We start from the raw sequence: 26,677 nt of genomic DNA, 5'->3' as shown, positions 1-26,677 counted from the left end.
CAGCCCCAGCTCGAAGCGGAGAGCCCCGTGATAGTGCTGCTCGCAGCGTTTGCGCTCGTGTCCTTGGTGATCCCTGCGCTCACGCGTCGCCTGCACACTCGTGTCTTCTTTGTCACGGCTCTCATTCCTGCTGCGGCATTTATCTACACCCTGCTGCAGACTCCCGCTGTTCTCGCGGATACCCCACCGACCGAGAGCATCCCCTGGATCTCGCAGCTGAACCTCGATCTCAGCTTCCGTGTAGACACCCTTTCGTGGCTGCTTGCTCTCGTCGTCACCGGCGTCGGCACGCTCGTGATGCTCTACTGCATTAAGTACTTCGCCGCTTCCGAAGAGGGCCTTGGTCGCTTCGCTGCGGTCTTCCTCGCCTTCACCGGCACGATGTACGGCCTCGTGATTGCCGACAACGTCTACTTGCTCTTCATCCTGTGGGAAGCCACGACGGTGTTCTCCTTCCTGCTCATCGGCCACAACACCGGTCGACTCGCGAGTCGCATTGCTGCGATGCAGGCCCTGATCGTCACGACCGCCGGTGGGCTCGTGATGCTCGTCGGTCTTGTGATGCTCGCCGAGCGCACCGGCACTGCCAGCTTGGCGCGGCTCATCGCCCTCGCCCCCGAGGGCACCGCCGTCACGATCGCGATCATGCTGATCCTCGTCGGCGCGCTCAGCAAGTCGGCGATCGTTCCGTTCCAGTTCTGGCTGCCTTCCGCCATGGCCGCCCCCACTCCCGTGAGCGCCTACCTGCACGCGGCCGCGATGGTGCAGGCCGGCATCTACCTCATCGCCAGACTCGCGCCCGGCTTTGCCCAGACCCCGGGCTGGCAACCGTTGCTGCTCGGCTTGGGTGTGTTCACGATGCTGGTGGGCGGATGGCGCGCACTCACGCAGGTCGACCTCAAACTTCTGCTTGCCTATGGCACCGTCAGCCAGCTCGGGTTCTTGCTCACGGTCGTGAGTTTTGGCACGCGTACCGCGGCTCTTGCCGGAGTCGCATTGCTTCTTGCCCACGCCCTCTTCAAAGCGGCCCTGTTCTTGGTCGTTGGCCTCATCGACCACCGCGTCGGAACCCGTGACCTCACCAAGCTCAGTGGGCTGGGCCGGGAAGCTCCCTTCCTCACGACTATTGCGGTTATTGCCACGGCATCCATGGCGGGCATCCCGTTCACCGCTGGCTTCGTGGCCAAAGAGTCGGTGCTCGCGAGCTTCATCGAGAGCGCGAGCGCGGGCTCAGCGCTCGGCTGGATCGCCATCGCCGGCGTCGCCGTCGGCTCCACCCTCACGGTCGCCTACAGCGCCCGCTTCGTCTGGGGTGCGTTTGCGAGCAAGAACGGTGTTGAAACCGTGCGGCCGCTACATGAGAACGTGTGGTTCCTGTCGTCGCCCGCCATTCTCGCCGCCAGCAGCCTGGTTCTCGCACCATTCTTTGGCGCTGTCGGAACCGTGCTCGAGGGGTACTCAACGCAATTCGTCTCCGAGGGCTACGACTACTCGCTCAAGCTCTGGCACGGCTTTGATGCCGCGTTCTTCATCTCTGCCGCCACGCTGCTCGTCGGTCTGGCGCTGTTCTGGGCTCGCACGCAGGTCTTCGCGCTGCAGTCGCTCGTGCCGGCGATCGTCGACTCGAACAAGTTGTATCGCTCCACGCTGCGCACGCTCGACCGCGTCGCGTTGCGCGTGACGGCGACCACGCAGCGTGGTTCGCTGCCCTTCTACCTCACCGTGATCCTGCTCGTGATGGTGGGTTCGGTAGGCAGCACGCTCGCGCTCAATCGCAGCTGGCCTGACTCCATCCGACTCTTCGATAGTGCCGGCCAACTCGCGATCGGTGCCGTCATGATCGTGGCCGCGCTCGCACTTGTGGCAGCCCAGAAGCGCTTCCAAGCGGCGGTTCTCGTCGGCGTCGTTGGCTATGGAATGGCGGCGCTCTTCGCGTTCCACGGTGCGCCCGATATCGCTCTCACTCAAGTTCTGGTCGAGACCGTCACTCTCATCGCCTTCGTGTTGGTGCTTCGTCGTCTGCCCGCTCGCCTCGGCAAGGCCCACGGCAGTTCACGCCGCGTGCTGCGTGCTGCCGTTGGCCTCTCGGTGGGGCTGCTCATGGGCATCGTCGCCATCGTCGCGCTCGGCGCCCGAAGCGCCGACCCCATCTCGGCGTCGCTGCCCGACCTCGCGTACGAGATTGGTCACGGTCGCAACGTCGTGAACGTTGTGCTCGTCGACATCCGCGGCTGGGACACTCTCGGCGAGCTCTCCGTGATCGTCGCCGCCGCAACCGGTGTTGCGAGCCTCGTGTTCTTGCGCAGCCGCACCGACAACCTGCCGCGCGTCTCAGAGGCCCGTGCCCGCGGAACGATCCGCGCCCGCCTCAAGCCGTCGCGCGAGATCGTCTCGTCCGAGTACGTGCCGGGCGTTCAAGACCCCTCCACTCGCAACGCGTGGTTGCTCGCGGGGCGCAAGCTGGCTCCCGAAAATCGGTCGATCCTGCTCGAAGTTGTCATTCGCTTGCTCTTCCACCCGCTGATCGTGCTTTCGCTCTATCTCTTGTTCGCCGGCCACAACCTCCCCGGCGGCGGTTTCGCTGCGGGGCTCGTTGCGGGTCTCGCGCTGGCCGGTCGTTACCTTGCTGGCGGACGCTACGAACTCGGCGCCGCCGCTCCCTTCGACGCCGGGCGTATCCTGGGTGTCGGTCTCGTGCTGGCCGCCGGCACTGCAACCGTGCCACTGTTGCTGGGGGCGGATGCTCTCACTTCCACGTTCTTCGAAACGACCATCCCCCTGCTCGGGCACGTTGAGTTCTCCACCTCGACCATTTTCGACATCGGGGTGTACCTCGTAGTCATCGGAATGGTGCTCGATGTCCTTCGCAGTCTGGGTGCCGAGATCGATCGTCAGCGCGAAGAGTCCTCTGAATCTCTCGAGAGCGGAAGCACCATATGAACGCCTCTCTCACCCTCGTGATCATCATGGTCATGCTCTACTCGGTAGGCGTCTACCTTCTTCTTGAGCGCAGCATGACCCGCGTGCTCTTGGGCTTCTTGCTCGTGGGCAACGCAACCAACCTACTGATCCTCATCGTGTCGGGCCCCTCCGGCGCCGCTGCGTTCTATGGTGAGGATGCCGCTACCGCCGACCCCTTGCCGCAGGCATTCATCCTGACGGCGATTGTGATCACGTTCGGCGTCTCCGCGTTCTTGCTTGCACTGATCTACCGCTCGTGGCGCTTGGCCAATGCCGACGTGGTCTACGACGACACGGAAGACCTCGCAATGGGCCGCCGCCGCACCTCGGTCACGACCGACCGCCCGGTTGACGGGGATGACACCGAATTCGGTACTCGCGCAGCCGCCGCCATCTCCACCGCCGTCGACCTCAAAAAACAAGAGGAACGCGAAGAGCAAGAGAGCCTCGCTGCCGAACGCCGACAACAGGAACTCGACAAGAAGGAGGGAGACGCATGAGCGCCCTCACCACCCTCGTCGTTCTCCTGCCCTTGCTCGGTGCGGCAGCAGCTCTCACCCAAGCAAAGCGCCCCCGGGTGCAAACGCTCATCACCGTCGGCGTACTCACCGCCGTTCTCGCGATCGGTGCCGCTCTGCTCGTGGCCGTCGACACCAACGGAGCGATCGCGGTCGAGGTCGGCGGCTGGCCCGCGCCCTACGGCATTGTGCTCGTGGTCGATCGACTCTCAGCGCTCATGATCGTGGTGTCCGCAGCCGTACTGTTGGCCGTCCTCGTATTCTCCGTGGGTCAGGGTCTTGCCGACGGAGACCGAGAAACCCCCGTCTCGATCTACTACCCGACCTACCTGATCTTGGCGACCGGCGTGTTCAACGCCTTCGTGGCGGGTGACCTGTTCAACCTCTATGTCAGCTTCGAGATTCTTCTCGTGGCTAGCTACGTGCTGATCACGCTGGGCGGCACCGAACCCCGCATCCGCGCGGGCACGGTGTACATCGTCGTTAGTTTGGTGTCGTCCGCCATTTTCCTCGCGGCGATCGCCATGATCTATGGCGCAACCGGCACCGTCAACATCGCTCAACTCACCGTGCGCCTCGCCGAGCTTCCCGCCGACGTCCAACTCACGCTGCACGTCATGTTGCTCATCGGATTCGGCATCAAGGCGGCCGTCTTCCCGCTCTCCTTCTGGCTGCCCGACTCCTACCCGATGGCGCCAGCCCCCGTCACGGCCGTCTTCGCTGGGTTGCTCACCAAGGTCGGTGTCTACGCGATCATCCGCACCGAAATGATCATCTTCCCGGATGGCGAACTCAATACTGTGCTGCTGATTGTGGCCGCGCTCACCATGGTGGTCGGAATCCTAGGAGCGGTAGCGCAGTCCGACATCAAGCGACTGCTGTCGTTCACGCTCATCAGTCACATCGGCTACATGCTGTTCGGCATTGGCATTGATACCGCGGCGGGGCTCGCGGCAGCAACGTATTACATCGTCCACCACATCACCGTGCAGACGACCCTGTTCTTGGCCACCGGGCTCGTGGAACGACAGGGTGGCACGACCGGCATCAACAAACTGGGTGGGATGCTCAAGGCCAGTCCCCTCATAGCGGTGCTGTTCTTCATCCCTCTGCTGAACCTCGGTGGTATCCCTCCGTTCTCCGGATTCCTCGGCAAGCTCGCCCTGTTCGAGGCGGGCGCCAACAACGGCTCCACGCTCGCGTGGGTGCTCATCGGCTGTGGTGCGGCCGTATCGCTACTCACGTTGTATGCCCTCGCTCGTGCCTGGAGCATGATCTTCTGGCGTGACGCCGAAGAGGTCGCCGACTACGAAAACCCGCTCGCGATGTCCTCCGAAAACAGCAGCTCAGCCACGGTCGAATCCGTACGCACGACGCCGCGCATCATGGTCGGCGCGACGGTAGCGATGGTTGCCGTGAGCGTTGCGCTCACCGTGTTCGCGACTCCGCTCTTCGACCTGAGCGCGAATGCCGGCGAGAACATTGACGGCCCGGCGTACTACGTGAATACCGTCTTCCCGGGAGGTCTCGAATGAGCGCCCACGACAGCCAGCCCACTTCTGCGGCAGCATCCCCTACGTCCGCCGTGAACCAACCCGTGACCGAACACCGAGCATCGCGCTCCGAGGTGCGAAGCCGGGTCTGGCAGCAGCTACCGCTGCTGCTCGGTCTCGTGGTGCTGTGGGCTGTTCTCTGGGGGCAGTTCTCGTGGCTGAACATTCTGACCGGTTTCGTCGTCGCGATTCTGGTCACTCGAGTGCTTTACCTGCCCCCGGCCGATATCTCGGGGCGACTGAACATCTGGTACTCGCTCGTCTTTCTTGCGCACTTCATTGTGGATGTCACGGTGGCGTCATTCACGGTCGCCTTCCAAGCGCTCAACCCGCGACCGATTCCCACATCATCCGTTATCGCCGTTCAACTACGCACGCGCTCGGATTTCGTCATGACGTTGGACGCGATTGCGATGTCATTGGTTCCCGGATCGATCGTCGTTGAGGTCGACCGCGAGCGCGCCATCCTGTACTTCCACACTTTCGATACGACTACCGCCGCCGATGTTGAAGCGATGCGCACCAAGGTGCTCGTCGTTGAAGCGCGCATCGTTCGCGCCATCGGATCGAAAGATGACCTTGCCCGCATTCACGAGACGGAGGCCACCCGATGAACGAATGGGTCTTCATCGCCGTCGGGCTGATGCTGCTCTTCGCGGCCCTTCTGGCGCTCTACCGCATCATCCGCGGCCCCTCGATTCTTGACCGCATGATCGCCTCAGACATGCTGCTCACGACAATCATTTGTGCGCTCGGCGCGGAGATGGTTTATAACGGTCACACCCGCAGCCTGCCGGCGATGCTCGTGCTTGCCACCACCGCATTTCTCGGTTCTGTCGTGGTCGCGCGCTACGTGTCGCGGAGGACCAACTCATGACCCTCGACACGATCCTCGACGTTCTCACCGGCATTTTCCTCCTGCTCGGCGGCTTCCTCTCGGCCGCGGCCGGGGTGGGGCTCTTACGCTTTCCCGATGCGATCGCGCGACTGCACGCCACCACCAAGCCCCAGATTCTGGGACTCACGTTCGTACTCTTAGCCATCGCCCTGCAGAACCTCCAGCTCTCAACGATTCTCCTATTGCTCTTTCTGCTGATCTTCCAGATGATCACCGCGCCCGTTTCGGCTCACATGATCGCTCGCGCCGGCTACCGAGGCGGAATCATCGCGCCCCATTCGCTGCTCGTCGACGAACTCGAGCAGGCTATCGATGCGGCACCCGAATTCGACGACGCCGAGACAGAAGGGGCTGAGAGAGAAGGAGCTGTCGCAGACGACACCGCGCAGCCCACGAACGTTCCGACCACCCGCGATCCTCTCGACACCGACGACACCAGCTCGCGCAACGACTAGCGTCTGGCAATCGTCGCTGAGAGCGTCGAAACCCGTGAGATTCCAGCTTCTCGTCAGGGATACTCGGGCATACTGAACACTCGACAACCTCTGGGAGCCCCATGCGTAACCTCACCGACAACAAGACCGCCGTAGCCCTCTTTGCCGGTGTCACCCTCGTGGGTGCACTCTCCGCTTGCTCGTCGCCGAGCACGAGCAGCAGCACAACGGATGCCACAGTCCCCGACGCCGGAACCGGCACCGATTACACCGATGGCACCTACACGGAGTCGGGCGATTACACCTCCCCCAACGGCGCCGAGAAGGTGGATGTCACCCTCACCCTCGAAAGCAACACCGTCACCGACGTCACGGTCGTCGGCTACGGCGAGAACCCCAACTCGATCCAGTTTCAGGGCGAGTTCATCGACGGAATTGCCGACGAAGTCGTGGGCAAGAACATCGACGAGCTTTCCGTCGACAAGGTAGCCGGTTCCTCGCTCACGAGCGGTGGCTTCAACAAGGCTGTCGACGCGATCAAGGCTGATGCCCTCGCCGAGTAAACAGTTTGATGCCATCGGTGCGCCCTGGCAGATCGACACCGCGGAGCCCCTCGGCTCTGACGTAGAGGCTGCCGTAGCGCACCGAATCGAGCTGTTCGACCGTACCTACTCACGGTTTCGCGACGACTCCCTCGTCGCCGCGATCGCACGCACGCCCGGCACCTACACGTTTCCGGCGGATGCTCCCCCGCTGTTTGAGCTTTACCGTCGTCTTTACGACGCGACGAACGGTGCCCTCAGTCCGCTCGTGGGCCGCGCTCTGGAAGAGCTCGGCTACGACCGCACCTACTCGCTGCAGCCTGCCTCCACTCGCACGCGCGTTCCCGACTGGAGCGAAGCCATCAGCTGGACCGGCAGTGCGCTCACCACACTCACCCCGGCCGTGCTCGATGTGGGCGCCGCGGGCAAGGGCTACCTCGTCGATCTCGTGGCCGAGGTGCTCGCCGAGTACGGAGTCACCACCAGCACGGTGGATGCGAGCGGAGATATTCTGCATCGCGGCGCTGGCGAATTGCGGGTCGCGCTGGAGCATCCGCTCGACACCAGCAAAGCGATTGGCGTGGTGACGGTGAGCAACGAAGCGATCTGCGCCTCGGCCCCCAACCGCCGAGCGTGGGCCGGGCTGCACCACATTCTGGATGCCCGCACCGGACTGCCCACCGACCGCATTATCGCAACGTGGGCGATCGCCCGCACTGCCCTTGAGGCCGACGGCCTCGCCACAGCACTGTTCTTTGCCGAGCCGGCGGAGCTCGAAGCCGAGTTCGACTTTCAGTGGGTGCGGATGCACTCAACCGGCCGAGTCGAGCACTCGGCATACCTCACCGGAGAAGTATTTCTATGAAACGTTGGCTCGATCGAACCCTCGGCGCCGTCGCCATGTACAAGTTGGTGCTCGGCAGTCTCGCCGTACTCGCTGTCGTGTCGGTCGCGCTCGCGTTCGTCGGCCTCGTCTCGCCTGACCCCTTCGCGCTGCTCGCCAGTTTGCCGGTTGCGGTCGCGTTTAGTTACGGCGCCAGTTGGCTCGGCGCCCGCATCGTGGGTCAGCGAGCGCACCTCGAATCGTCGCTCATCACGGGGCTGCTCGTGTTCTTCATCATGGCGCCAAGCCTGCAACTGGCTGGGCTCCTCGCCATTGCGCTGGCCTCAACTATCGCCGCGGCATCCAAGTTTCTCCTTGCATTCCGTGGGCGCCATATCTTCAACCCAGCGGCACTGGGCGCGTACGTGTTCCTCTTTGTGCCGCTCGGCTTTCCGACGTGGTGGGTCGGAACCCCGTGGCTACAGCCGGTCGTTCTGATCGCTGCATTCCTCATCCTCTACCGCACGCAACGCCTCGATCTCGGGCTCACCTTCGTGGTAGTCGCGGCTGGCATCCGCATTGCGCTCACGCTCGCTAACGGTGGCGACCTGACCGAGGCGCTCAGCTTCACGTTCCTGTCATCTCAGATGATCTTCTTCGCCGGCTTCATGCTGAGCGAACCACTCACTTTGCCGCCGCGACGCTGGCAACGCCTCAGCCTCGCTGTGCTCATCGCCCTGCTCTTCGCCATCCCGTTCTCGATCGGTAACTTCTACAGCGACCCATTGCTGGCGCTGCTCATCGGCAACCTCGTGGCGTTCGCGTTCACCCAGCGCCGCACCATTCGGATGTCGCTCACCGAGACCGACGAGATCGCTCCCGGAACGTGGCAACTCACTTTTGCCCCGCACCGCCCGATCCTCTTTCGGGCGGGCCAGTACATCGAGCTGTCGCTGCCGCACTCCTCTCCGGACTTCCGCGGAGTGCGCCGCTACTTCACGATCTCGTCAGCACCGGATGCCGGGGCCACCCTGTCGGTGACGTTCACGGTCGCCGAGAAATCCAGCAGCTTCAAGGCTGCCCTCGTGGCGTTGCCGCGGGGTTCTCAAGTGAACGCGACGGGAATCTGGGGCGATTTTGTACTCCCCCGTAAAGCGAGCGAGCCGCTCTTGCTCGTCGCGGGCGGCATCGGCATGACGCCCTTTGCGAGCCAGATCGCGCACGCTCACCGTCACGACGAAGAGCGTGACATTGTGGTCATTTACGCCACCTCGAGCTCGGCACCGCTGCCCTTCACCGATGTTCTCACCAAGGCCGGTGTGCGCGTCATCGTGTTCGGGCCGCAGCCCGCCGATGCCCTTCCGGCGGGCTGGGTTCTCGGCAGCGAGGGGCGCCTGAACGGCGATGCTCTCTCCGCACTCGTGCCCGATCTGGCCGACCGCCGGGCTTACCTTTCAGGCCCGCCCGCGCTCGTCAACGACTTGAAGGCGACGTTGCGAGCACACGGCACCCGCCGCATCCACACCGACTATTTCTCGGGCTACTAGCTCGGCGCCTGCACGCGCTCCGCGGTTGAGCGTGGTGAGCCGCGTAAACGACGCTTAAGGCTCAGCGCCCGCACAGCGTTGAGAGCGAGTTGTGACACGAGTTGCGGCACATGCCAGCGCCCGCGTCGCCGACGTAGGCGGCCTCGGCATCGCTCCCCTTTCACAACGACAACCGCTCACCTAAGCTGAGGGCATGACCTCCACCGCCGCGGCAGCGCTCACGCTAGACCCCGAGAGCGCCCCGCTGCCCGGAGCGTCGATGCGGGTGGCGATGCGCCGGTTCTTCGATCGATCGTTCCGGATGCGCGGTCGTGCCAGTCGCAGCGAATACTGGTGGTGGATGCTCGTGAACATCGTCGTGGTTGCGACCCTTCAAGTCGTCGCCCCGCTGATGATCGTAGGTCGTCCGCTGAGTGATGCGTTCAACTTTGGCCCCTTCGGCTCGCTTGTCTATCCCACTCTGAGCATCGCGAGTTGGAGCGACGCTACGACCGCGAATTCGCCGGTGCTCGTCGCTCTCGCTTTCATAGTGGGAGGCTGGGTGCTGCTGACCGCGATCCCGGGAATCGCGATTATTGTTCGGCGCCTCCACGATTCGAACCTTTCCGGCGGGTGGGCGTTCTTTGCCCTCTTCCCGCTGGGAGCCATCATTGTGCTGGGGCTCGCCCTGCGCAGTTCAGCCCCTGAGGGCATTCGGTTCGACTAGCGCGGCAAGCGAATTTCGACCGTGCCGTCGACGACGCGGCTCTCAAAGCGCGGTTGCGGACTCGTCGCCGGACCGTGGATGACCTCACCCGTGTCGAGCGAGAATGCGCTCTGGTGCCAGGGGCATTCCACACACGCACCGCCCGGAGCGGAATCGTCCTCGACGACGTAGCCATCGTGAAGCTCGGCCCCGAGATGGCTGCAGGTGTTGGAGAGCACCGAGACCCGCTCACCCCGACGGAAGACCACAACTTCGGTGCCGGCAACGACGCGCTTCTCGAGAGCACCCTCGGGCAAATCAGTGAGGGGCGCTAACTGCTGCCAGCCGCTGGGGAAGGTGGCTTCGACATCCGGCGCGTGACTGACGCCCGCGGCCTGCCGATAGGTCAGGTGCCCACCAAGGTAGCCGCCACCCGAAGCGATCGCGAGCCCGGCATAGCTCAGCACTTTGCCGCTCGTGTGCTTTCCGCGGGAGCGCTGCACGAAGGACGCCGCGAAGAGACCCGTGGCCACGACATTGACCGCGGCATGCACGATGCCCACGCGCTGCTGTTTCTCGTCCAGCTGCGACCAATCGGCAAAGCCAGCGACGGCCGTGCCGCTTGCGCCCAGCACTCCGACTCCGACTAAGGCACGCGATGCTTGTTCGGTGCCGGGCACGGCGTCGAGCACTCCGGCCGAGATCCACGCTCCGAGGGGAACATGCACGCCCAGCGGATGCACGGGGTGCCCCATCGGCACGCCATGAAGTACATCTCGCAACCACCGCGGGCGAAGAATTGCATCGACGACGCCGCGCGTCTTTTCGACGGCGGGATCAAGCGACGCCGCCTCCTCGAGGCGATCAACGTTTCGTAATACGGGCAGTCGTTTCATCGGATCCTCGTTTCTTGCGGGTGCGGTTGAGAAAGTTAGACCGTGACCGACTCAGAGGAGCCAGTCTGAGGCTCGTCTCCGGTTACCTTCGCGGCAACGACGCCAACGAGAGTTGCGACCTTGCCCGGGCTCTCCCAGTACTGAGCCGATTCGCTCTTGACGTGAATTAAGACGACCGAGGGGTCGGTCTCTCCGCCCTCGAACCACGCGTCGGTGAACGAACCCCACAGCTCCGACTTCTTCGCTTGGTCGCGCACGACTTCGGCGGTGCCGGCGAGCGACAGCCACTGCGAGGAGCCCGAGTAGGAGACGTTCACGTGAGGGTGGGCCTGAAGCTGCTGCACGGCATCCGCGGTGTCGGAGGCAAGGAACCAGCAGTCGCCGTCGAACTCAGCCTGCTGAACCGTCATGGGGTGGCTGTGCAGAGCACCGCTCGCGGCGACCGTGGTCAGCATCGCAATTCGCGTGCTCTTCATGATGGAGCGGATGGTGTCGAGCTGGTCTGCTGTTGCGTGGCTGTGAGATGACATTGTGTCTCCAATTCGTCGACGGTTGCGCAGTTGTGCTGCGCTTCGACGCTAGGGAGCGATCCTCAACACTGGCCGAGTGCTAGCCGAACGTTAGATGAGAGCGACGAGTTCCTTTTCTGCGAGCGACGTCAACGATGACGAGTGCCTTCCCCCGCGAGCACTGCCGCATACCCGTCGCGGTAACTCGGATGGGTAAACGAAAAGCCTGTGCTTTTCAGTAGCGCGTTGCGACAGCGCTTACCGCTGCCCTTGCCATCGGTGGTTCCGCCTGCACGTTCGAGCGGAATGGGTTGCTCGATACTGCGAGCGAGAAACTCGATGACCTCGCGCTGATCGGCCGGCTCATCATCGACGCCGATATAGATACTGGCGGGCGAGGAGGACATTGTCGCGAGGCGCACGATGGCCGCTGCGGCGTCATCCCGATGGATCAGATTGGTGAAGTAGGGGGTGGGCGTTGAAGTCTCAACCCCGGCACGGATGCGGTCGATCTGTCGGGTGCGGCCGGGCCCGTAGATGCCTGCCAAGCGAAGAACCGTCGAATTAGCGACGCTCTCGAGCAACAACTCTTCGGCTTCCCGCAACACGGTCCCTGTCTCCGTCGTCGGCGTCGCCGGTGTAGATTCGTCGACCCAGGAGCCGTCGCTGACACCATAAACGGCGGTCGACGAGACATAGATGACTCTCGGTGCAGCCGCGCAGTCTCTCTCGATAGCAGCGGCGATGTTCCGCACACTGTCGACGTAGGTCGCGCGATAGCCCTCGCGCGTACGCTGATCGGGACTGACCGCAATCACGACGATGCTCGTGTCCGAGGGAAGCGTGGGCACGTGCGCAGACAAATCGACCGCTTGCCCAGTGATCTCGGGCGGCAACTTCTCGATCGAACGCCGTAGGCCCAGCACAGAGTGCCCCAACGCTGCAAAGCGGAGCCCTGCTTCGATCCCTAAGTCACCACATCCGGCCATGACTACGGTCACTATTGTCTCCTCCCGATGCACCACGCGGCACGCTGCCGCGTGGTGCACAAGCGAGCACCGCACAGCACCCGCCGCTCAAGAATAGCCAGAGCGAGCTGGGTGTTTTCCCGCGTGTGTGCCAACGCAAAGGGCCCGAAAGCCGAAGCTTTCGGGCCCTTCGTGAACGTCGTGGCGTACGCCAGTCAGTTACCGCGTGAGACGCAGACTACGCAGACTACGCGGACTACGCGAGTCGAGCAGCGAGGTTCTTGTCGAGCGTGTCGAGGAACTCTTCGGTGGTTTCCCACGTCTGGTCCGGTCCGACGAGCAGCGCAAGGTCCTTGGTCATGTGACCGGCTTCGACGCTCTTGATGACAACATCTTCGAGCGTTGCCGCGAACTCGATGAGCTCTTGGTTGTTGTCGAGCTTGCCACGGTGAGCGAATCCACGCGTCCAGGCGAAGATCGACGCGATCGGGTTCGTGGAGGTGGGCTTGCCCTGCTGGTGCTGGCGGTAGTGACGCGTCACGGTGCCGTGGGCAGCCTCTGCTTCAACAACCTTTCCGTCTGGCGTGGCCAGAACGGAGGTCATGAGGCCGAGCGAGCCGAAGCCCTGAGCTACGGTGTCGGACTGAACATCGCCGTCGTAGTTCTTGCAGGCCCAGACGTACCCGCCCTCCCACTTCATGGCCGAGGCGACCATGTCGTCGATGAGGCGGTGCTCGTAGGTGAGGCCGGCAGCGTCGAACTTCTCTTTGAACTCCGTCTGGAACACCTCTTCGAAGATGTCCTTGAAGCGACCGTCGTAGGCCTTGAGAATGGTGTTCTTCGTCGAGAGGTACACGGGGTAGTTGCGCGAGAGACCGTAGTTGAGGCTTGCACGAGCGAAATCAACGATCGAGTCGTCAAGGTTGTACTGAACCTGAGCGATTCCGTCGCCGGGGGCGTCGTAAACCTCAAACTTCATCGGCTCGGAGCCGTCTTCGGGAGCGAACTCCACGGTCAGCTTTCCCTTGCCCTTGAAGAGGAAGTCGGTGGCGCGGTACTGGTCGCCGAAGGCGTGACGGCCGATGATGATCGGCTTGTTCCAGCCCGGAACCAGTCGCGGGATGTTGGAGATGATGATGGGCTCACGGAAGATAACGCCACCAAGGATGTTGCGGATGGTGCCATTGGGGCTGCGCCACATCTTCTTGAGGCCGAATTCTTCAACGCGGGCTTCGTCGGGGGTGATGGTTGCACACTTGACGCCAACACCGTGCTTCTGGATGGCGTGAGCCGCATCGATGGTGATCTGGTCGTCTGTTGCGTCACGGCTTTCGATGCCGAGGTCGTAGTACTCGAGGTTAACGTCGACGTAGGGGTGGATCAGGGTGTCCTTGATCCGCTGCCAAATGATTCGCGTCATTTCGTCGCCGTCGAGTTCGACGACGGTGCCTTCTACCTTGATCTTGGACAAGCTTTGCTCCTTAGTTAGTGGCCGCCTCCAGTTTACTCTTTTTCCCAAGTATCTCGACATCGAGATACCTTGGCGCATCTGTCTACCGCGGGTTAGCCTGTACTCATGGGTGAGCTAAGACTTGAAGAATTATCGGCAAGCACCATCGTGGCTGCCAACAACCTCTCGCTGCGTCGGGGGCAAGAGCAATTCGTCACGCCGCCCTCGTACGCCATCGCGGATGCGTTCATCGATCCGCTAACCTCGTGGCCTCGCGTTGTCGTTGACGGCGACAAGGTCGTGGGCTTCGTTCGCGGCAATTTCGACCCCAACGCTTCTCAAGAAGAGTTCCGCAGCTGCATCTGGCGCGTCAATGTTGCCGGTGATGAACAGGGTCAGGGCATCGGCCGCTTCGCGGTCAAGGCTCTCGCCGAAGAAGCTCGTAGTCGCGGCTTCGACCGCATCACCGCCATTTGGGAAGAGGGCGACGATGGCCCCGAGCAGTTCTTCCTCAAGGTGGGCTTCAAGATTGTCGGCGAAACCCAATACGGCGAGAAGCTCGGTGAGTACACGCTCTAGAGCGTGACCTCTCCCCTGCTTCTTTCCCGCACTCTCGCTCGCCACCCTGACGCTCGGTGACTGAACGCTCACGATGCCCGCTCCCAGCGACGATTTCGTGAGCCGCGTGCTCGAGGTTGTTGAATCCATCCCACCCGGGCGCGTGATGACGTACGGCGAAGTGGCTGCCACGATCGGCTCGCGAGCCGCGCGCGCTGTCGGCACCGTGATGGCTCGCTACGGCTCCGAGGTGGCGTGGTGGCGCGTCATCCGTTCGGGCGGGCATCCACCCGTCAGTCACGAAGATCGAGCACTCGTGCACTACGAGGCCGAATCAACGCCGCTGAGATGGATGCCCGACGGCGGGTACCGCGTCAACCTGCGGTTAGCGCGGCACCACCCCTAAACGAGCGAGTTACGCCAGGCCGCGTGCAATTGCGCGAACTTGCCGGAGCCCGAGATGAGTTCTTGCGGGCTGCCATCTTCGATCACGCGACCATGTTCCATCACGAGCACGCGGTCAGCAATCGCGACCGTCGAGAGACGGTGCGCAATGATGACAGCGGTGCGATCGGCGAGCAGCGTTTGAAGACCGGCCTGCACGAGTCGCTCGCTTGGGATGTCGAGCGACGCGGTTGCCTCATCCAGAATCAGCACCACGGGATCGGCGATAAACGCGCGCGCGAACGACAGCAGTTGTCGCTGCCCCGCGCTCACGCGACCTCCCCGTTTGTTCACGTCGGTGTCGTAGCCGTTGGGTAGCGCTTCGATGAACTCGTGCGCGCCAACCGCCTTTGCGGCCGCGACGATCTCATCACGCGTGGCATCGGGCTTACCGAGGGCGATGTTGTCGGCCACGTTGCCCGAGAACAGGTACGCCTCTTGTGTGACCATGACGATCGCGCGGCGCAGGTCTTTCGGGTGCAGCTTGCGCAGATCAACGCCGTCGAGCGACACCGTGCCCTGGCTGGGGTCGTAGAACCGCGAGATGAGCTTCGCGAGCGTAGATTTGCCCGCACCCGTTGTTCCCACCATCGCGACCGTCTGACCGGCCGGCAGCTCAAGATCGAACTTCGGCAGAATTACTTTCTCTGAGTTGTAGGCGAACTCCACGCCGTCGAACTTCACGGTGCCCTTGGCCTTGCGCAGATCGATGGGCGTCGTGGGGTCAGCAACCGTCGGGCGCTCTTCGAGCACTCCCGAAATCTTCTCGAGCGCGGCAGCCGCCGACTGGTACGAGTTGTAGAACATCGCCATCTCTTGCGCCGGAGCGAAGAACTGACGCGCGTACAGCAGCGCACCGAGCAGGGCACCGATCGCGAGGTCTCCGGTCGACACCCGCAGTCCACCCACGAGCAGAATCATTGCGAGGGCGACGTTTCCGATGAGAACGAGGCCCGGGTCGAAGATTCCGAACAGTTGGATGACGCGGGCGTTGGCATCCCGGTAGTTCTCGACGAGCCCACCGAACTGTTCGCGGTTGCGCTCTTCCTTGCGGAAGGCTTTGACCGCACGGATGCCGGTCATGGTCTCAACGAAGTGCACGATCAGTTTGGCCGAGGTGGTGCGCGTCTCGCGGAAGTGCAATTGCGACCGCAACTGGAACCAGCGGGTGAGGAAGCCCAGCGGCACGAGGGCGCAGAACAGAATCACACCGCTGACCCAATCGAGCGAGAACATCGCGATGGCGATGAACCCCATGTAGAGCGCACCCTGAACGAGCTGGTTGATGCCCGAGTCGAGCAGTTCGCGAATCGCATCGAGGTCGCTGGTCTGGCGCGCGATGATGCGGCCTGAGGTGTAGCTCTCGTGGAATTCGAGACTCAACCGCTGGGTGTGCAGGAACACGCGCTTGCGCAGGTCGAACAGAATCGCTTGGCTCACGCGTGCGCTGAGCACGGTGTACCAGGCGATCATGGAGGCGCCAACGATGCCCGTGAGCAGGTAGGCGCCTACCGTGAGGCCAAGGGGCAGAGCATCGCCGTCGATAAGCGCCGGCAGAGCACGGTCGATGCCGAAGGCGATCAGTGCGGGCCCCGCAACTTGAGCGGCGGTGCTCACGACAACGACAACCATTGTGAGAATCACGCGGGCGCGCAGCGGTGCAATCAGCGAGCCGAGCAGTCGCAGCGAACGCTGACGAATCTGGCGGCTCTCATCCTTGGTGTAGTCGTTACGCTCTTCGCCGGAGGTTCCTATCACGCTCATGAGCTGACCTCCTGTTCTTCTTCTTCGAGACTGGATATGACGTAACGGTAATGCTCGCTCGTCGCGAGCAGGTCGGAGTGCTTTCCGACCGCGGTGACCTTGCCATCTTCGAGGAGAGCAACCCTGTCGGCGAGCATCACGGTCGATGGCCGGTGAGCAACGATGAGTGCCGTGGTGGAGCTCAGCACTTTGCGTAACGCTGCCTCGACGAGCGCTTCCGTGTCCACATCGAGCGCGGAGAGCGGGTCGTCGAGCACGAGTACCGCGGGCTTCGCCGCAACGGCGCGAGCGAGCGCGAGGCGCTGACGCTGACCGCCCGAGAGGCTCAAGCCTTCTTCGCCCACGAGGGTGTCGAGGCCGTTTGGTAGGTCGTAAACAAAGTCGGCCTGCGCAATGCTGAGCGCTTCACGCAATTGCTCTTCGCTCGAGTCGGGGCGCCCCATGAGCACGTTTTCGCGCACGCTCGACGAGAACAGCGTGGCATCCTCGAACGCCATTGCCAGGTGACGACGCAGCTCCAGCAGAGTGAGGTTGCGGATGTCGACGCCGTCGATACTGATCGAGCCTTCTGTCACGTCGTACAACCGTGTCGTGAGGGCCGTGATGGTGGATTTGCCCGAACCGGTGAGACCGACAAGAGCCATCGTCTCCCCCGGCTCAATGCTGAGGTCGACACCGTTGACGAGGTCGGGAACGTTCGCGGGCGAATCCGGGTAGCGAAAGTGCACGTTCGAAAACTCGAGGCGACCTTCGCTGTGCGGGATCGTTTCCGGGTTCTCCGGATCCGTAATGGGGTTGTCGGAGTCCATCACCTCGAAGAAGCGGTCGGCAGCGGTACGCGCGTCGAACGTCATCGAGAGCAAGAAGCCGATCGATTCCACGGGGAAGCGCAATACGGTCGCGGTCGCGAAGAACGCGACAAGGTCGCCGGCCGAGATGTTTCCTTCAACAACGAGCCAGACGCCGCCCAGCAGGCCGAGGGCGAACATGACGTCGGGTACAAGCAACAGCCACAACCAGATGCCTGCGATGGCGCGAGCTTTCTCAATCTCGGTGCCGCGCAAGCTCTCGGCCTGAGCCGAGAATCCAACGAGCGCGTGCTTGCCGCGACCGAATGCCTTGAGAACACGGATGCCGTGAACCGATTCTTCAACGGCTGTTGCCAAGTCTCCGGTCTGGTCTTGACTGCGGCGAGCCACGATCGAGTACTTCTTTTCGAATACGTAGCCGTAGATCCAGAGCGGAATCGAGGTGACGATGAAGATCACGCCGAGAATCCAGGAGATATTGACGAGGAAGATCAACCCCACGATGATCGTGAGCACGTTGACGACGAGCAGCACGAGCCCGAATGACAGCCACCGGCGGATAAGGCTCAGGTCACTCACGGCGCGCGACAGCAACTGCCCGCTAGGCCAGCGATCGTGGAAGCTCACCGGCAAGTGCTGCAGGGTCATGTAGAGCGTGTTGCGCATGCGTGCTTCGACGTGGGTTCCGGGCGTGAGCACGAAGTAGCGGCGCAGCGCAATCATGACCGCCTCAAGAATTCCCAACCCCAGCACGATGAAGAAAGCGGGCCAGATCTCGGCGGAGTTCCCCGATTGCAGCGGACCATCCACGAGCGAGCGCAGCACTTGTGGGATCAGCAGCGCAACGATGCCTGCCGCAAGCGCAGCGGCCATGCCGAGATAGATGTGGGGCATCGCCGGTTTGGCGTACGGGTAGACACGGCGGATAGCCGCAAAGGTACCCACGGCTTTAGCGCGCGGGGGCTGGACAGACTCGTGAGACAACGTGGTTCCTTGACGAAAAGGGATCACCGCGAACGGTGATCGTGATTACTGCGGGCCGCTACGGCGCGACCGTGAACCGCTGCAATTCGTCAACCTGACGCGAAGCAGACAGCCTTTTAGAATATGCCTGCTCCGGCCTAACCACAATCGTTAGAAGCTAATTTTTTGACAGAGTCTCAACTCAGCGAAGGCGGACGGAGAGGCACGTGACGCAGCCCTCCATCTTCTCAAACTCTGACACGTCAACAGTCACGACGCGATATCCGAGGTCCTCGATGAGCGCCGCCGTTTTCGGCGCCGACGAGGACATCAGCACTGCATCGTCCGACAGCACCACAACAGCGGCACCTTCGGCTTCAGGAACGGCCAAGAAACGATCGTAGAGGTCGACATTGTCGACGAGATCGGGGTACCCAATGACAGTACCGTCGGGAAGAGCCGTGACGGCACTCTTGAGGTGCAGCACTTTCTCCACCGGTACCGCAATCACGGTGTAGCCGAGGGGGGTTACGATCGCGCGCAACTGGCGGATGCCCTCCGCGTTCGTGCGACCGCCGCGACCCACGTAAACCGTGGACCCGACCTTGAGAACGTCGCCACCGTCGAGGGTGCCTGGCTGGGTGATTTCGCGAAGCTCGAGACCTAAATCGGTGACGCTGACGCGAACCGCATCGATCTCGGGCTGGCGGCTTTCGGCGCCGGGGCTCGTGAGCACGGCAACCTCGCCGAACATCACGACCGTGTCTTCGATGAAGACCGAGTCGGCAAGCTCATCAGCCGCGGGTACCTCGATGGTCTCGAAGCCGTTGGCCTGAAGCGCTGCGACATAGCCTTCCCACTGAGCATCCGCGAGTTCGGCGTCGACGGGAACACGGTCACGGTGCGTGAGCTCGCCGTCGGCCATACGAGACGACGGCGCACGAACCAGAGCGGTGAGGGTAGGCGGCTGGTGAACAGGCCGGGCAATTGCTCGCCAGACACGACGACCAACCGTGACAGCAGCGATGATGGTGGCAACGACAAAGATGAGGTTGGTGCCCAGCAGACTGGCCAAGATGAAAGTCACTGCCTCGGGGTTCCACTCGGCCCCTGTCGCGATGATCCCCAGTGCGGTTCCGAAGAATGCCGCCGCGATTCCCAGCACAAGGCCCGTGACCGCAGCGGTGTACCAGAACCGGTTGATCTCCAGCGCCGCCGCCAGAGAGTACAACACGAACAGCACGAGCGCCATCGGCAAGAAGTACTCGGCAATCGCCGGAAGGTTCTCGGCCGCGGCACCGTTCGCCGTGAAGAACGCCAACCCGGTTGCGAGGTACACGGTGCCGGCAACGGCGAGTCCAGAAACAAAAGCTGCGCCGAGACGCGTTCTTACACTGATCATGCGCCCAAACTTATCTGCAGCAATCTCCGCGTTTGCCGAACGCCGACTTCTAGTGGAAGAAGTGGCGCTCTCCGGTGAAGTACATCGTCACGCCCGCTTCGATCGCTGCCGCAATGACCTCTTCATCGCGAATGGAGCCACCAGGCTGAACGACGGCCCGAACACCGGCATCGAGCAGCAACTGCAGTCCGTCAGCAAAGGGGAAGAACGCGTCGCTGGCGGCAACCGAACCCTTGGCCCGGTCACCGGCACGCGAGATTGCGAGCTGGCACGAGTCAACACGGTTCACTTGCCCCATACCGACACCCACGGATGCTCCGCCGTCGGCAAGCAAGATAGCGTTCGACTTCACTGCGCGCACTGCACGCCACGCAAACTCAAGGTCAGTAAGAGTCTCCGCATCGGCGGCGTCGCCCGCAGCGAGCGTCCACGCCGACGCCGGCGAGAAGTGCGCGTCGAGTTCTTGCACGAGCATGCCGCCCGAAATCTGGCGCAGTTCGCGGCTGTCGCGGGCGTAGCCCTCGGGCAGCTGCAGCAAGCGCAGGTTCTTCTTAGCCTTCAAGATTTCGAGTGCTTCAGGCTCGAAGCCGGGAGCAACGACAACTTCGGTAAAGATCGGGGCGATCGACTCTGCTGCAGCCTTCGTGATGATTCCGTTGGCCGCAATAACTCCGCCGTAGGCCGAGATGGGGTCGCAGGCGTGCGCCAACACGTGGGCTTCTGCGATGCTGGCCGCAGTGGCGATTCCACACGGGTTAGCGTGCTTGATGACCGCAACAGCGGGAGTGTCGTGGTCGAAAGCGGCGCGCAAAGCGGCGTCGGCATCCACGTAATTGTTGTACGACATCTCTTTGCCACCGAGCTGCGTGGCCTGAGCGATTCCGGGCTGAGCAGCAACACCGTAGAGGGCTGCTTCTTGGTGAGCGTTCTCGCCATAGCGGAGTACGGCGAGCTGGTCGGCAGCAATGGCGAGGTGCGCCGGCGTAGTGGGAACGGATGCCGCGGCAGCGTCGTCGCCCAACAGAGCGCCGGTCATGAACCACTGCGACACCGCGGTGTCATAGGCGGCGGTGTGCGCAAAGGCTTGCGAAGCGAGCGCGTAACGTTGCGCGAAGGTCGTGCCCTCGCCCGCGGCGGCTGCGATGATCTCGTCGTAGCTGTCGGGGCTTGTGACGATGGCGACGTTGGCGTGGTTCTTGGCCGAAGCGCGCACCATGGCGGGGCCGCCGATGTCGATCTGCTCCACGATGTCGGCGGGAGCGGCACCCGAAGCGACGGTCTCGACGAAGGGGTAGAGGTTCACGACCACGAGGTCGAAGGCCTTGATGCCGAGGTCAGCGAGCTGAGCTTCGTGCGATTCGAGGCGGAGGTCAGCCAGAATGCCGGCGTGCACGCCGGGGTGCAGCGTCTTGACGCGACCGTCGAGCGACTCGGGGAACCCGGTAACGCTCGATACCTCGGTGACGTCGTAGCCCGCTTCAGCAATCGTCTTCGCAGTCGAACCGGTCGAGACGAGTTCGACGCCCGCGTCGGCAAGCGCGCCGGCAAGGTCGAGAAGTCGCGACTTATCACTCACGGAGATAAGCGCGCGGCGGATCGGAACGACATTACGTTCGCGGAAATCGGCAGGATTGTGACGGGGGCCGCTCATGGGATTCAGAGTTCCTTTAGGTTGATGCGATTGGTGGCAATGTCTTCGATCGTCTGCACAAGCAAGCGCCGTTCCACCGGCTTGATGCGAGCATGCAGGTGTTCTTCGGTATCCCCCGGCTCGATCGCGACGCGCTCTTGCACGATGATCGGACCGCTATCGACACCGTTGTCGACCTTGATAACACTGGCACCGGTCTGGGTTGCCCCCGCCGTAAGAGCATCGCGAACCGCGTGCGCTCCCGGGAACTCGGGAAGGTACGCCGGATGCGTGTTGATGATGTTGGGCGAGAGCGCTTCAACAACGCGCGGCGGCAACAGCTTCATGAAGCCGCTCAGCACCACGAGGTCGGCGTTCCAGAACTGAATCTGCTCGAGCAGCTCATCGCCCCACGCGTCGCGATTCTCGAAGTTTGACAGCGCCACCGAGAAGGTCGGGATGCCGTAGTGCTCGGCGTGATCAAAACCGTCCGCAGCCCGGTCGGCACCGACGGCAATGACACGAGCGGGAAAGTCGGCACTCTCGGCCGCTTCGAGCAGGGCAGCGAGGTTAGACCCGCCCCCAGAGATCAAGACAACGAGTGTGAGCACCCACCCAGCCTAGCGCTCAGTGAACCCATCGTCAGCGCGCTCCGGACGAGCTGCTGCCATGAGTCCGAGCCCCGCCGCGACCGAGAACTCAAGCGCAGCCCACGCGGCTACGATCCAGGGCTGAGGGCCGACATCCACCAAACGGCCAGGACCCGCTGAACCCGCGGATGCCCACGCCAGCCCGCCCACAATCACCGCGGCCGTGACACCGATTCCCAGCGCCACTATCGCCAGCTCGCGGCGACGAAGTTCGCCAGCGATGCGCGGGCCAAGAACGGCAGCGACCAAGAAGCCCACCACGATCGGAGCAAGCAGCCCCACGAAACCGAAAGCAAAATCTCCGCCGGGCAGGGCGCCCAACAGTGGAATAGCCGGAATAGGCCCGAGGGTTGTCGCAAGCGGTGAGACCGCAGAGCCGGTGCCGATCGCAAAGCCGGGGCCGACGAGCCACGACGCCGCCCAAATGACGACGTTGGGGAGAAGAGCGAGTTGGCCGATCGTGACCGCGACACCACCCAACACCTCGGTGTGAAGCCCTTCGTAAAGCGTGATGATGTCGGCAAACGACGTGACAATCGCCGCCGTCGTGATGAGCGAAGCGACCGCAAACAATCCGGCAGCTGCGATGGCGCCGCCGCGCAGGGAGGTCGAGACAATCGTGCGCACGTGAGCCGGCCATCCAGAGATCCAGCGACGGATGCCCCCAGAAACGGGATTGCTTGCCGACACGATCTGGCTGCCGATCAGCAGGCCGAGCGCAAAGACGAGGGTCGGCAATAGAGTGCCCTGCCAGAGCGAGGGACGCGCCACCGGGTGCAGCGCCGACAGCGTCAGTACGAGCGACGCTAACCCGAACGTCGCAAGGGACGCGAGCGTGCCCAACAGCACATGCGAAGTCTCGGCGACGCGGCGACCAGCGCGCACCCCCAAGAGAAGAGTGAGCAGGGCAAAGCCCAAGAGCGCCATCGTGATCGTGACGGGAGTGCTCGCGGCGGCAAGGCCGACCGAACTCGCCACTGCCGGATCGAGCACGACGGTAATGTCGGTGCCGTGACCGACGAGCCAAATGTCGACCGCCGTGCGCCAGAACACTGTCCAGTCAATCGCCAGACCGTAGTGGATGCCCCACAGCAGCGTCAGCGGAACCAGCGGAATCGCAATCCCAATAGCGACAACGAGCAACGCCTCAAGGGCGGCGAAGAGGAGAGTGAGCTGGCGATTCATGTCGTTGCCGAGAGTACCCCGCAGCACCCACAAGCGCGCTGCGGCCTACCGCAAAGCGGCGATCTCACGGCGGAGATTCCCGCACGAAGAAAGCCCGCCGAGAACGAATCTCGGCGGGCTTTCTGTGAGTGAGCGCGTGAACGCTATTAGCTCGCGAGTTCGCCGAAGCCGTCTCGCGTCATCTCCAGCAGCGTATCGATTGCCTGCTGGGCTGCGGCGCCGGTTGCCGAGAACGCGACAACCTCGTCCTTCTTGGCGCCGAGCGACATGATTCCGATCAAACTGTTCGCGGCAATCGGGCCCTTGCCCGTCGTCACGTCGCGGATCGTCACTTTCGCGTCGATGCCCGCAAGCGTCTGAACGATCGCCGCGGCCGGGCGAGAGTGCAGCCCGTCGGGGTTCACAAGTGTGGCTTCCGCGGTCAGCGCCGCTGGGCCATCAGCAGCGGATGCCGCAGCGGCTACCGCAGGCGCAGCATCCGAGGCAGAATTTTCGCTTTCTGCCGCAGGCACAGCCCCGCCCTGATCGGCGAGCTGGCTCTGCTTCGGGCCCATAGCGCCCCGGGCTTCGCGGTCGACCTCGTCGAGCGAAGCACCAGCGTTAGCCAGCACAATCGCGGCGATGAGACCCTCAACGAAGGGAGCATCCGTCAGTCGAACTTCGTCGCTCTTGGTCATGAACTCGGTGGCCATGGTGCCGCTGAGCACCGCAGACCCGAGATCCATAAAGACGAGAACGCCTTCTCCGCTGGCAACCTCGTCGATTGCCTCGGCAACCTTCACGGCATCCGTACCGATGATGCCGTCACCGGCACCGGCCGCAATGGCGATCGGCGGCGGGGTCTCCCCCACCATTTCTAAGGCAAGATCCACAGCGGCCCGCGCAAGCGCAGGGCTGTGGCTCACCACCACAATGCCGATCATGGTCAGCTCGCTACCGTTTCGGCGAGCGCCTGGAGCAACAGCGTGCTCGAGGTGGCACCGGGGTCGAGGTGTCCGGCGCTGCGTTCTCCGAGGTAGCTTGCGCGACCCTTGCGGGCAACGAGAGGCTCGGTCGCAAGACGGCCCTTTTCGGCGGCAGCGAAAGCCGCGGATGCCGCAGCACTGATGTCGGCGCCGCCAGCGACGGCAGCATCCCACGCATCCAGTGCCGGAGACAGCGCGTCGAACATGGTCTTGTCGCCCGCTTCGGCCTTGCCGCGCGCCACGACGCCGTCGAGACCGGCCCGCAGAGCGGTGCCGAAGGCTGCTCCGTCGAGTTCGGTGACGGGGCCAGCGTTGACGCCCATGCGCAAGAAGAGCGTGCCATAGAGGGGGCCGCTCGCGCCGCCGACGGAGGTAACCAAAGTCATTCCTACTGACTTGAGCAGTTCGTCGGCGGCGGTCGCGGGTGCAGCACCAACCTTCTCGATTACTGCGCTCATTCCGCGGGTCATGTTCGATCCGTGGTCAGCGTCGCCGATGGCCGAATCAAGTTCGGTCAGGTAGCTCTGCTTCTCGGTCACGAGATCGCGAAAACGCGAAAGCCAGGCGATCAGTTGGTCGAGAGTGATGGTGCTTGTAGACATAGTTCTTAGACTCCCCAGCGGAGCCCGGCGGTGTTCACCGGGGCATCCCATAGTTTCAACATTTCTTCGTCAGCCTTGAGGATGGTGACCGAGCAGCCAGCCATGTCGAGGCTCGTGATGTAGTCACCGACGAGGTTGCGCACAACCTCAACGCCAGCGGCCTTCAGCAGCTTCGCGACCTCGTTGTACATGATGTACAGCTCGATCTGCGGGGTTCCACCCATACCGTTCATCATCACAATGGCGGGTGAGCCTGTGAAGTCCATGTCGGCAAGGATCGGGTCGACCAGTTGCTTGGCGATGGAGGCGGCATCCGCCAGCTTTTCGCGGTGGCGACCGGGTTCTCCGTGGATGCCGACGCCTATTTCCATCATGTCGTCGGGCAGGTCGAAGGTCGGCTTTCCTGCCGCGGGAACGGTGCAGCTCGTGAGAGCCATCCCGATGGAACGACCGGAGTCATTGACGCGGTGGGCCAGTGCGGTGACCGCGGCGAGGTCTTGCCCCTCTTCAGCTGCTGCGCCGACGATCTTCTCAAGCAGAACGGTGAGGCCAACGCCTCGGCGGCCTGCCGTGTAGAGCGAGTCCTGAACGGCAACGTCGTCGTTGACGACGATCGAAGCCACCTTCACTCCGGTTTCGGCTTCCGCCATTTCGGCGGCCATCTCGAAGTTCATGACGTCGCCGGTGTAGTTCTTGACGATGTGCAGTACGCCAGCACCAGAGTCAGCGACCTTGGTGGCTTCCTGCATCTGGTCGGGGGTGGGCGAGGTGAAGACTTCGCCAGCACACGCAGCGTCGAGCATCCCGAAGCCTACGAAGCCGCCGTGTAGCGGTTCGTGACCCGAGCCGCCACCGGAGATCAGAGCGACCTTGCCGGCGCGGGTGGATTCTGCACGGTAGATCACGCGGTTGACGTGGTCGACCTTGAGCTCGGGGTGCGCGGCGTCGATTCCGGCGAGCGCGTCGGCGAGTACCGACTCGGGGGTGTTGATCAGTTTCTTCATTACTTGGCCTTCTCTTCCGTGAGTGCCTCGGTGAGGGTGGTGTTGTCTGCGGCGGTCTTCGAAATGAAGCCGAACGCGAGGGCTGCGAGTACGCCGGCGAGCAGTTCAGCGGCGAGGTAAACCCACAGCTGCTCCCATGCGACTTGGCCGCCCATGATCTGCTGAACGAGCATCGGGCCGGCGGTGCGGGCCGGGTTGATGGAGGCGCCGGTGATCGGGCCAACAGGAATGATGGCGGCGAAGACGACGAAACCGATCGCGAGTCCGGCGAAGCCGGGAGCTGCCTTGCGGTGGATAACGCCGAAGACGGTGAATACGAGGATGAACGTTCCGATGAACTCGGCGAAGAATGCCTGGCCGACGGGGATCGTGTCTGGGTTGAAGGCGGCAACGCCCAAGCCGGCGTCTACCGCGGCTTGGCCGAGAACACCGACGATTGCGAAGGCACCGGCGATAGCACCGAGAAGCTGAGCCACGAGGTAGCCAGGAACTTCACGCCAGGGGAACTTGCCGGAGACGGCGAGACCCAAAGTGACGGCCGGGTTGATGTGGTTGCCGGAGATGTATCCGAACACGTACACCGTGACGACAACGATGAGTCCGAAGGCGAAGGAAATGATTCCGAGGCTCGCCATCGTGAAGGGCTCGTCGCCATTCAGGATGAAGGTCGCAGGCACGGAGCCGACACCGACGAATACAAGAAAAGCGGTTCCTAGAAACTCTGCAGCTAGCTTCTGCCACTGCTTGTTCTCATCCATTAGTTCTCCTTTGAACTCGATTTATTCACGCGACCGGGTGTCGCCACATTCCGTAATATCGGAACGTTATTCGATAATGTCGAATATGCTACGTTCACTATCATCTTGTCAAGCGGCGATGCGGCGAAAGTAAACGCCGACTGCAGACATAATGAATAC

General features: G+C 62.9%; 26 protein-coding genes. 12 read left to right on the top strand and 14 right to left on the bottom strand.

The features are described 5' to 3' along the window. Positions 1 to 27 precede the first annotated feature (27 nt). The 10 genes from ACR3YK_RS08150 to ACR3YK_RS08105 all read left to right on the top strand — a co-directional run bounded on the left by ACR3YK_RS08150 (position 28) and on the right by ACR3YK_RS08105 (position 9,982). Positions 28 to 2,940 carry a Na+/H+ antiporter subunit A gene (locus ACR3YK_RS08150; RefSeq protein WP_486174400.1) on the top strand — a complete coding sequence of 971 codons (2,913 nt, stop codon included), beginning with the start codon at positions 28 to 30 and terminating at the stop codon, positions 2,938 to 2,940. Continuing rightward, positions 2,937 to 3,461 (top strand): Na(+)/H(+) antiporter subunit C, encoded by a 525-nt coding sequence (locus ACR3YK_RS08145; RefSeq protein WP_486174399.1) that lies wholly within the window; start codon positions 2,937 to 2,939, stop codon positions 3,459 to 3,461. The genes ACR3YK_RS08150 and ACR3YK_RS08145 overlap by 4 nt, the downstream gene beginning before the upstream one ends. Next, positions 3,458 to 5,014: a Na+/H+ antiporter subunit D gene (locus ACR3YK_RS08140; RefSeq protein ID WP_100388300.1), complete on the top strand. Its 1,557-nt coding sequence runs from the start codon at positions 3,458 to 3,460 to the stop codon at positions 5,012 to 5,014. Before ACR3YK_RS08145 ends, ACR3YK_RS08140 begins: the two co-directional genes overlap by 4 nt. Further along, positions 5,011 to 5,646, top strand: a complete 636-nt coding sequence (locus ACR3YK_RS08135; protein ID WP_486174398.1) for a Na+/H+ antiporter subunit E — start codon at positions 5,011 to 5,013, stop codon at positions 5,644 to 5,646. The genes ACR3YK_RS08140 and ACR3YK_RS08135 overlap by 4 nt, the downstream gene beginning before the upstream one ends. Further along, positions 5,643 to 5,909, top strand: a complete 267-nt coding sequence (locus ACR3YK_RS08130) for an MrpF/PhaF family protein (protein WP_100388298.1) — start codon at positions 5,643 to 5,645, stop codon at positions 5,907 to 5,909. The genes ACR3YK_RS08135 and ACR3YK_RS08130 overlap by 4 nt, the downstream gene beginning before the upstream one ends. Further along, the gene (gene mnhG, locus ACR3YK_RS08125; RefSeq protein ID WP_486174397.1) at positions 5,906 to 6,385 is read left to right on the top strand and encodes a monovalent cation/H(+) antiporter subunit G; all 480 of its coding nucleotides are present in this window, start codon (positions 5,906 to 5,908) and stop codon (positions 6,383 to 6,385) included. The genes ACR3YK_RS08130 and mnhG overlap by 4 nt, the downstream gene beginning before the upstream one ends. A gap of 101 nt (positions 6,386 to 6,486) precedes the next feature. Continuing rightward, positions 6,487 to 6,927: an FMN-binding protein gene (locus ACR3YK_RS08120; protein ID WP_486174396.1), complete on the top strand. Its 441-nt coding sequence runs from the start codon at positions 6,487 to 6,489 to the stop codon at positions 6,925 to 6,927. Further along, complete coding sequence (locus ACR3YK_RS08115) at positions 6,911 to 7,771, top strand: FAD:protein FMN transferase (protein ID WP_486174395.1); 861 nt, start codon at positions 6,911 to 6,913, stop codon at positions 7,769 to 7,771. Before ACR3YK_RS08120 ends, ACR3YK_RS08115 begins: the two co-directional genes overlap by 17 nt. Further along, positions 7,768 to 9,276 carry an FAD-dependent oxidoreductase gene (locus tag ACR3YK_RS08110; protein ID WP_486174394.1) on the top strand — a complete coding sequence of 503 codons (1,509 nt, stop codon included), beginning with the start codon at positions 7,768 to 7,770 and terminating at the stop codon, positions 9,274 to 9,276. The genes ACR3YK_RS08115 and ACR3YK_RS08110 overlap by 4 nt, the downstream gene beginning before the upstream one ends. A 193-nt stretch (positions 9,277 to 9,469) precedes the next feature. Next, positions 9,470 to 9,982, top strand: coding sequence for a DUF805 domain-containing protein (locus ACR3YK_RS08105; protein ID WP_486174393.1), 513 nt, complete (start codon positions 9,470 to 9,472; stop codon positions 9,980 to 9,982). On the opposite strand, the gene ACR3YK_RS08100 is transcribed toward ACR3YK_RS08105, so the two are convergent. The 4 genes from ACR3YK_RS08100 to ACR3YK_RS08085 all read right to left on the bottom strand — a co-directional run bounded on the left by ACR3YK_RS08100 (position 9,979) and on the right by ACR3YK_RS08085 (position 13,805). Next, positions 9,979 to 10,857, bottom strand: coding sequence for a Rieske (2Fe-2S) protein (locus tag ACR3YK_RS08100; RefSeq protein ID WP_486174392.1), 879 nt, complete (start codon positions 10,855 to 10,857; stop codon positions 9,979 to 9,981). The genes ACR3YK_RS08105 and ACR3YK_RS08100 overlap by 4 nt on opposite strands. A gap of 35 nt (positions 10,858 to 10,892) precedes the next feature. Further along, positions 10,893 to 11,387, bottom strand: a complete 495-nt coding sequence (locus ACR3YK_RS08095; protein ID WP_486174391.1) for a pyridoxamine 5'-phosphate oxidase family protein — start codon at positions 11,385 to 11,387, stop codon at positions 10,893 to 10,895. A 128-nt stretch (positions 11,388 to 11,515) separates the two neighbouring features. Then, positions 11,516 to 12,367 carry an NAD-dependent epimerase/dehydratase family protein gene (locus tag ACR3YK_RS08090; protein ID WP_486174390.1) on the bottom strand — a complete coding sequence of 284 codons (852 nt, stop codon included), beginning with the start codon at positions 12,365 to 12,367 and terminating at the stop codon, positions 11,516 to 11,518. Positions 12,368 to 12,590: 223 nt separating this feature from the next. Next, on the bottom strand, positions 12,591 to 13,805 hold the full coding sequence (locus ACR3YK_RS08085; RefSeq protein ID WP_486174389.1) for an NADP-dependent isocitrate dehydrogenase: 1,215 nt from the start codon (positions 13,803 to 13,805) through the stop codon (positions 12,591 to 12,593). 105 nt (positions 13,806 to 13,910) lie between these two features. Between ACR3YK_RS08085 and ACR3YK_RS08080 the strand changes: the two genes are divergently transcribed. Then, positions 13,911 to 14,363 (top strand): GNAT family N-acetyltransferase, encoded by a 453-nt coding sequence (locus ACR3YK_RS08080; protein ID WP_486174388.1) that lies wholly within the window; start codon positions 13,911 to 13,913, stop codon positions 14,361 to 14,363. A gap of 73 nt (positions 14,364 to 14,436) precedes the next feature. Next, the gene (locus ACR3YK_RS08075; RefSeq protein WP_486174387.1) at positions 14,437 to 14,748 is read left to right on the top strand and encodes an MGMT family protein; all 312 of its coding nucleotides are present in this window, start codon (positions 14,437 to 14,439) and stop codon (positions 14,746 to 14,748) included. Here the strand turns inward: ACR3YK_RS08075 and ACR3YK_RS08070 are convergent. The 10 genes from ACR3YK_RS08070 to ACR3YK_RS08025 all read right to left on the bottom strand — a co-directional run bounded on the left by ACR3YK_RS08070 (position 14,745) and on the right by ACR3YK_RS08025 (position 26,518). After that, the gene (locus ACR3YK_RS08070; RefSeq protein ID WP_486174386.1) at positions 14,745 to 16,550 is read right to left on the bottom strand and encodes an ABC transporter ATP-binding protein; all 1,806 of its coding nucleotides are present in this window, start codon (positions 16,548 to 16,550) and stop codon (positions 14,745 to 14,747) included. The two genes, ACR3YK_RS08075 and ACR3YK_RS08070, sit on opposite strands and share 4 nt — an antisense overlap. After that, positions 16,547 to 18,253, bottom strand: coding sequence for an ABC transporter ATP-binding protein (locus tag ACR3YK_RS08065; RefSeq protein WP_486176395.1), 1,707 nt, complete (start codon positions 18,251 to 18,253; stop codon positions 16,547 to 16,549). Before ACR3YK_RS08065 ends, ACR3YK_RS08070 begins: the two co-directional genes overlap by 4 nt. 271 nt (positions 18,254 to 18,524) lie before the next feature. Then, a complete protein-coding gene (gene ddaH / locus ACR3YK_RS08060; protein WP_486174385.1) occupies positions 18,525 to 19,724 on the bottom strand; it encodes a dimethylargininase in 1,200 nt (399 codons plus the stop codon). Positions 19,725 to 19,773: 49 nt separating this feature from the next. Beyond that, on the bottom strand, positions 19,774 to 21,375 hold the full coding sequence (gene purH, locus ACR3YK_RS08055) for a bifunctional phosphoribosylaminoimidazolecarboxamide formyltransferase/IMP cyclohydrolase (RefSeq protein ID WP_486174384.1): 1,602 nt from the start codon (positions 21,373 to 21,375) through the stop codon (positions 19,774 to 19,776). A gap of 5 nt (positions 21,376 to 21,380) precedes the next feature. Next, positions 21,381 to 21,965 (bottom strand): phosphoribosylglycinamide formyltransferase, encoded by a 585-nt coding sequence (purN, locus tag ACR3YK_RS08050; protein ID WP_486174383.1) that lies wholly within the window; start codon positions 21,963 to 21,965, stop codon positions 21,381 to 21,383. Between the two features lie 9 nt (positions 21,966 to 21,974). Then, a complete protein-coding gene (locus tag ACR3YK_RS08045) occupies positions 21,975 to 23,189 on the bottom strand; it encodes a cell division protein PerM (RefSeq protein WP_486174382.1) in 1,215 nt (404 codons plus the stop codon). A gap of 146 nt (positions 23,190 to 23,335) precedes the next feature. Next, a complete protein-coding gene (gene dhaM / locus ACR3YK_RS08040) occupies positions 23,336 to 24,112 on the bottom strand; it encodes a dihydroxyacetone kinase phosphoryl donor subunit DhaM (protein ID WP_486174381.1) in 777 nt (258 codons plus the stop codon). A 2-nt stretch (positions 24,113 to 24,114) separates the two neighbouring features. Continuing rightward, positions 24,115 to 24,756, bottom strand: a complete 642-nt coding sequence (gene dhaL, locus ACR3YK_RS08035) for a dihydroxyacetone kinase subunit DhaL (protein WP_486174380.1) — start codon at positions 24,754 to 24,756, stop codon at positions 24,115 to 24,117. Positions 24,757 to 24,761: 5 nt separating this feature from the next. After that, on the bottom strand, positions 24,762 to 25,760 hold the full coding sequence (dhaK, locus tag ACR3YK_RS08030) for a dihydroxyacetone kinase subunit DhaK (protein WP_486174379.1): 999 nt from the start codon (positions 25,758 to 25,760) through the stop codon (positions 24,762 to 24,764). Further along, a complete protein-coding gene (locus ACR3YK_RS08025; RefSeq protein WP_486174378.1) occupies positions 25,760 to 26,518 on the bottom strand; it encodes an MIP/aquaporin family protein in 759 nt (252 codons plus the stop codon). The genes dhaK and ACR3YK_RS08025 overlap by 1 nt, the downstream gene beginning before the upstream one ends. Positions 26,519 to 26,677 lie beyond the last annotated feature (159 nt).

The sequence above is a fragment of the Salinibacterium sp. 10G20-15 genome, assembly GCF_057365065.1.
The sequence above is the reverse complement of the archived record's forward strand: the minus strand, read 5'-3'. Positions and strand labels throughout refer to the sequence as shown.

Excerpts from the sequence above, each read along its gene's own strand:
- ACR3YK_RS08145 (WP_486174399.1), top strand. The coding sequence starts at position 2,937 with ATGAACGCCTCTCTCACCCTCGTGATCATCATGGTCATGCTCTACTCG.
- ACR3YK_RS08140 (WP_100388300.1), top strand. The coding sequence starts at position 3,458 with ATGAGCGCCCTCACCACCCTCGTCGTTCTCCTGCCCTTGCTCGGTGCG.
- ACR3YK_RS08135 (WP_486174398.1), top strand. The coding sequence starts at position 5,011 with ATGAGCGCCCACGACAGCCAGCCCACTTCTGCGGCAGCATCCCCTACG.
- ACR3YK_RS08130 (WP_100388298.1), top strand. The coding sequence starts at position 5,643 with ATGAACGAATGGGTCTTCATCGCCGTCGGGCTGATGCTGCTCTTCGCG.
- mnhG (WP_486174397.1), top strand. The coding sequence starts at position 5,906 with ATGACCCTCGACACGATCCTCGACGTTCTCACCGGCATTTTCCTCCTG.
- ACR3YK_RS08120 (WP_486174396.1), top strand. The coding sequence starts at position 6,487 with ATGCGTAACCTCACCGACAACAAGACCGCCGTAGCCCTCTTTGCCGGT.
- ACR3YK_RS08115 (WP_486174395.1), top strand. The coding sequence starts at position 6,911 with ATGCCCTCGCCGAGTAAACAGTTTGATGCCATCGGTGCGCCCTGGCAG.
- ACR3YK_RS08110 (WP_486174394.1), top strand. The coding sequence starts at position 7,768 with ATGAAACGTTGGCTCGATCGAACCCTCGGCGCCGTCGCCATGTACAAG.
- ACR3YK_RS08105 (WP_486174393.1), top strand. The coding sequence starts at position 9,470 with ATGACCTCCACCGCCGCGGCAGCGCTCACGCTAGACCCCGAGAGCGCC.
- ACR3YK_RS08100 (WP_486174392.1), bottom strand. The coding sequence starts at position 10,857 with ATGAAACGACTGCCCGTATTACGAAACGTTGATCGCCTCGAGGAGGCG.
- ACR3YK_RS08095 (WP_486174391.1), bottom strand. The coding sequence starts at position 11,387 with ATGTCATCTCACAGCCACGCAACAGCAGACCAGCTCGACACCATCCGC.
- ACR3YK_RS08080 (WP_486174388.1), top strand. The coding sequence starts at position 13,911 with ATGGGTGAGCTAAGACTTGAAGAATTATCGGCAAGCACCATCGTGGCT.
- ACR3YK_RS08075 (WP_486174387.1), top strand. The coding sequence starts at position 14,437 with ATGCCCGCTCCCAGCGACGATTTCGTGAGCCGCGTGCTCGAGGTTGTT.
- ACR3YK_RS08070 (WP_486174386.1), bottom strand. The coding sequence starts at position 16,550 with ATGAGCGTGATAGGAACCTCCGGCGAAGAGCGTAACGACTACACCAAG.
- ACR3YK_RS08065 (WP_486176395.1), bottom strand. The coding sequence starts at position 18,253 with ATGCCCCACATCTATCTCGGCATGGCCGCTGCGCTTGCGGCAGGCATC.
- ddaH (WP_486174385.1), bottom strand. The coding sequence starts at position 19,724 with ATGATCAGTGTAAGAACGCGTCTCGGCGCAGCTTTTGTTTCTGGACTC.
- purH (WP_486174384.1), bottom strand. The coding sequence starts at position 21,375 with ATGAGCGGCCCCCGTCACAATCCTGCCGATTTCCGCGAACGTAATGTC.
- ACR3YK_RS08045 (WP_486174382.1), bottom strand. The coding sequence starts at position 23,189 with ATGAATCGCCAGCTCACTCTCCTCTTCGCCGCCCTTGAGGCGTTGCTC.
- dhaM (WP_486174381.1), bottom strand. The coding sequence starts at position 24,112 with ATGATCGGCATTGTGGTGGTGAGCCACAGCCCTGCGCTTGCGCGGGCC.
- dhaL (WP_486174380.1), bottom strand. The coding sequence starts at position 24,756 with ATGTCTACAAGCACCATCACTCTCGACCAACTGATCGCCTGGCTTTCG.
- dhaK (WP_486174379.1), bottom strand. The coding sequence starts at position 25,760 with ATGAAGAAACTGATCAACACCCCCGAGTCGGTACTCGCCGACGCGCTC.
- ACR3YK_RS08025 (WP_486174378.1), bottom strand. The coding sequence starts at position 26,518 with ATGGATGAGAACAAGCAGTGGCAGAAGCTAGCTGCAGAGTTTCTAGGA.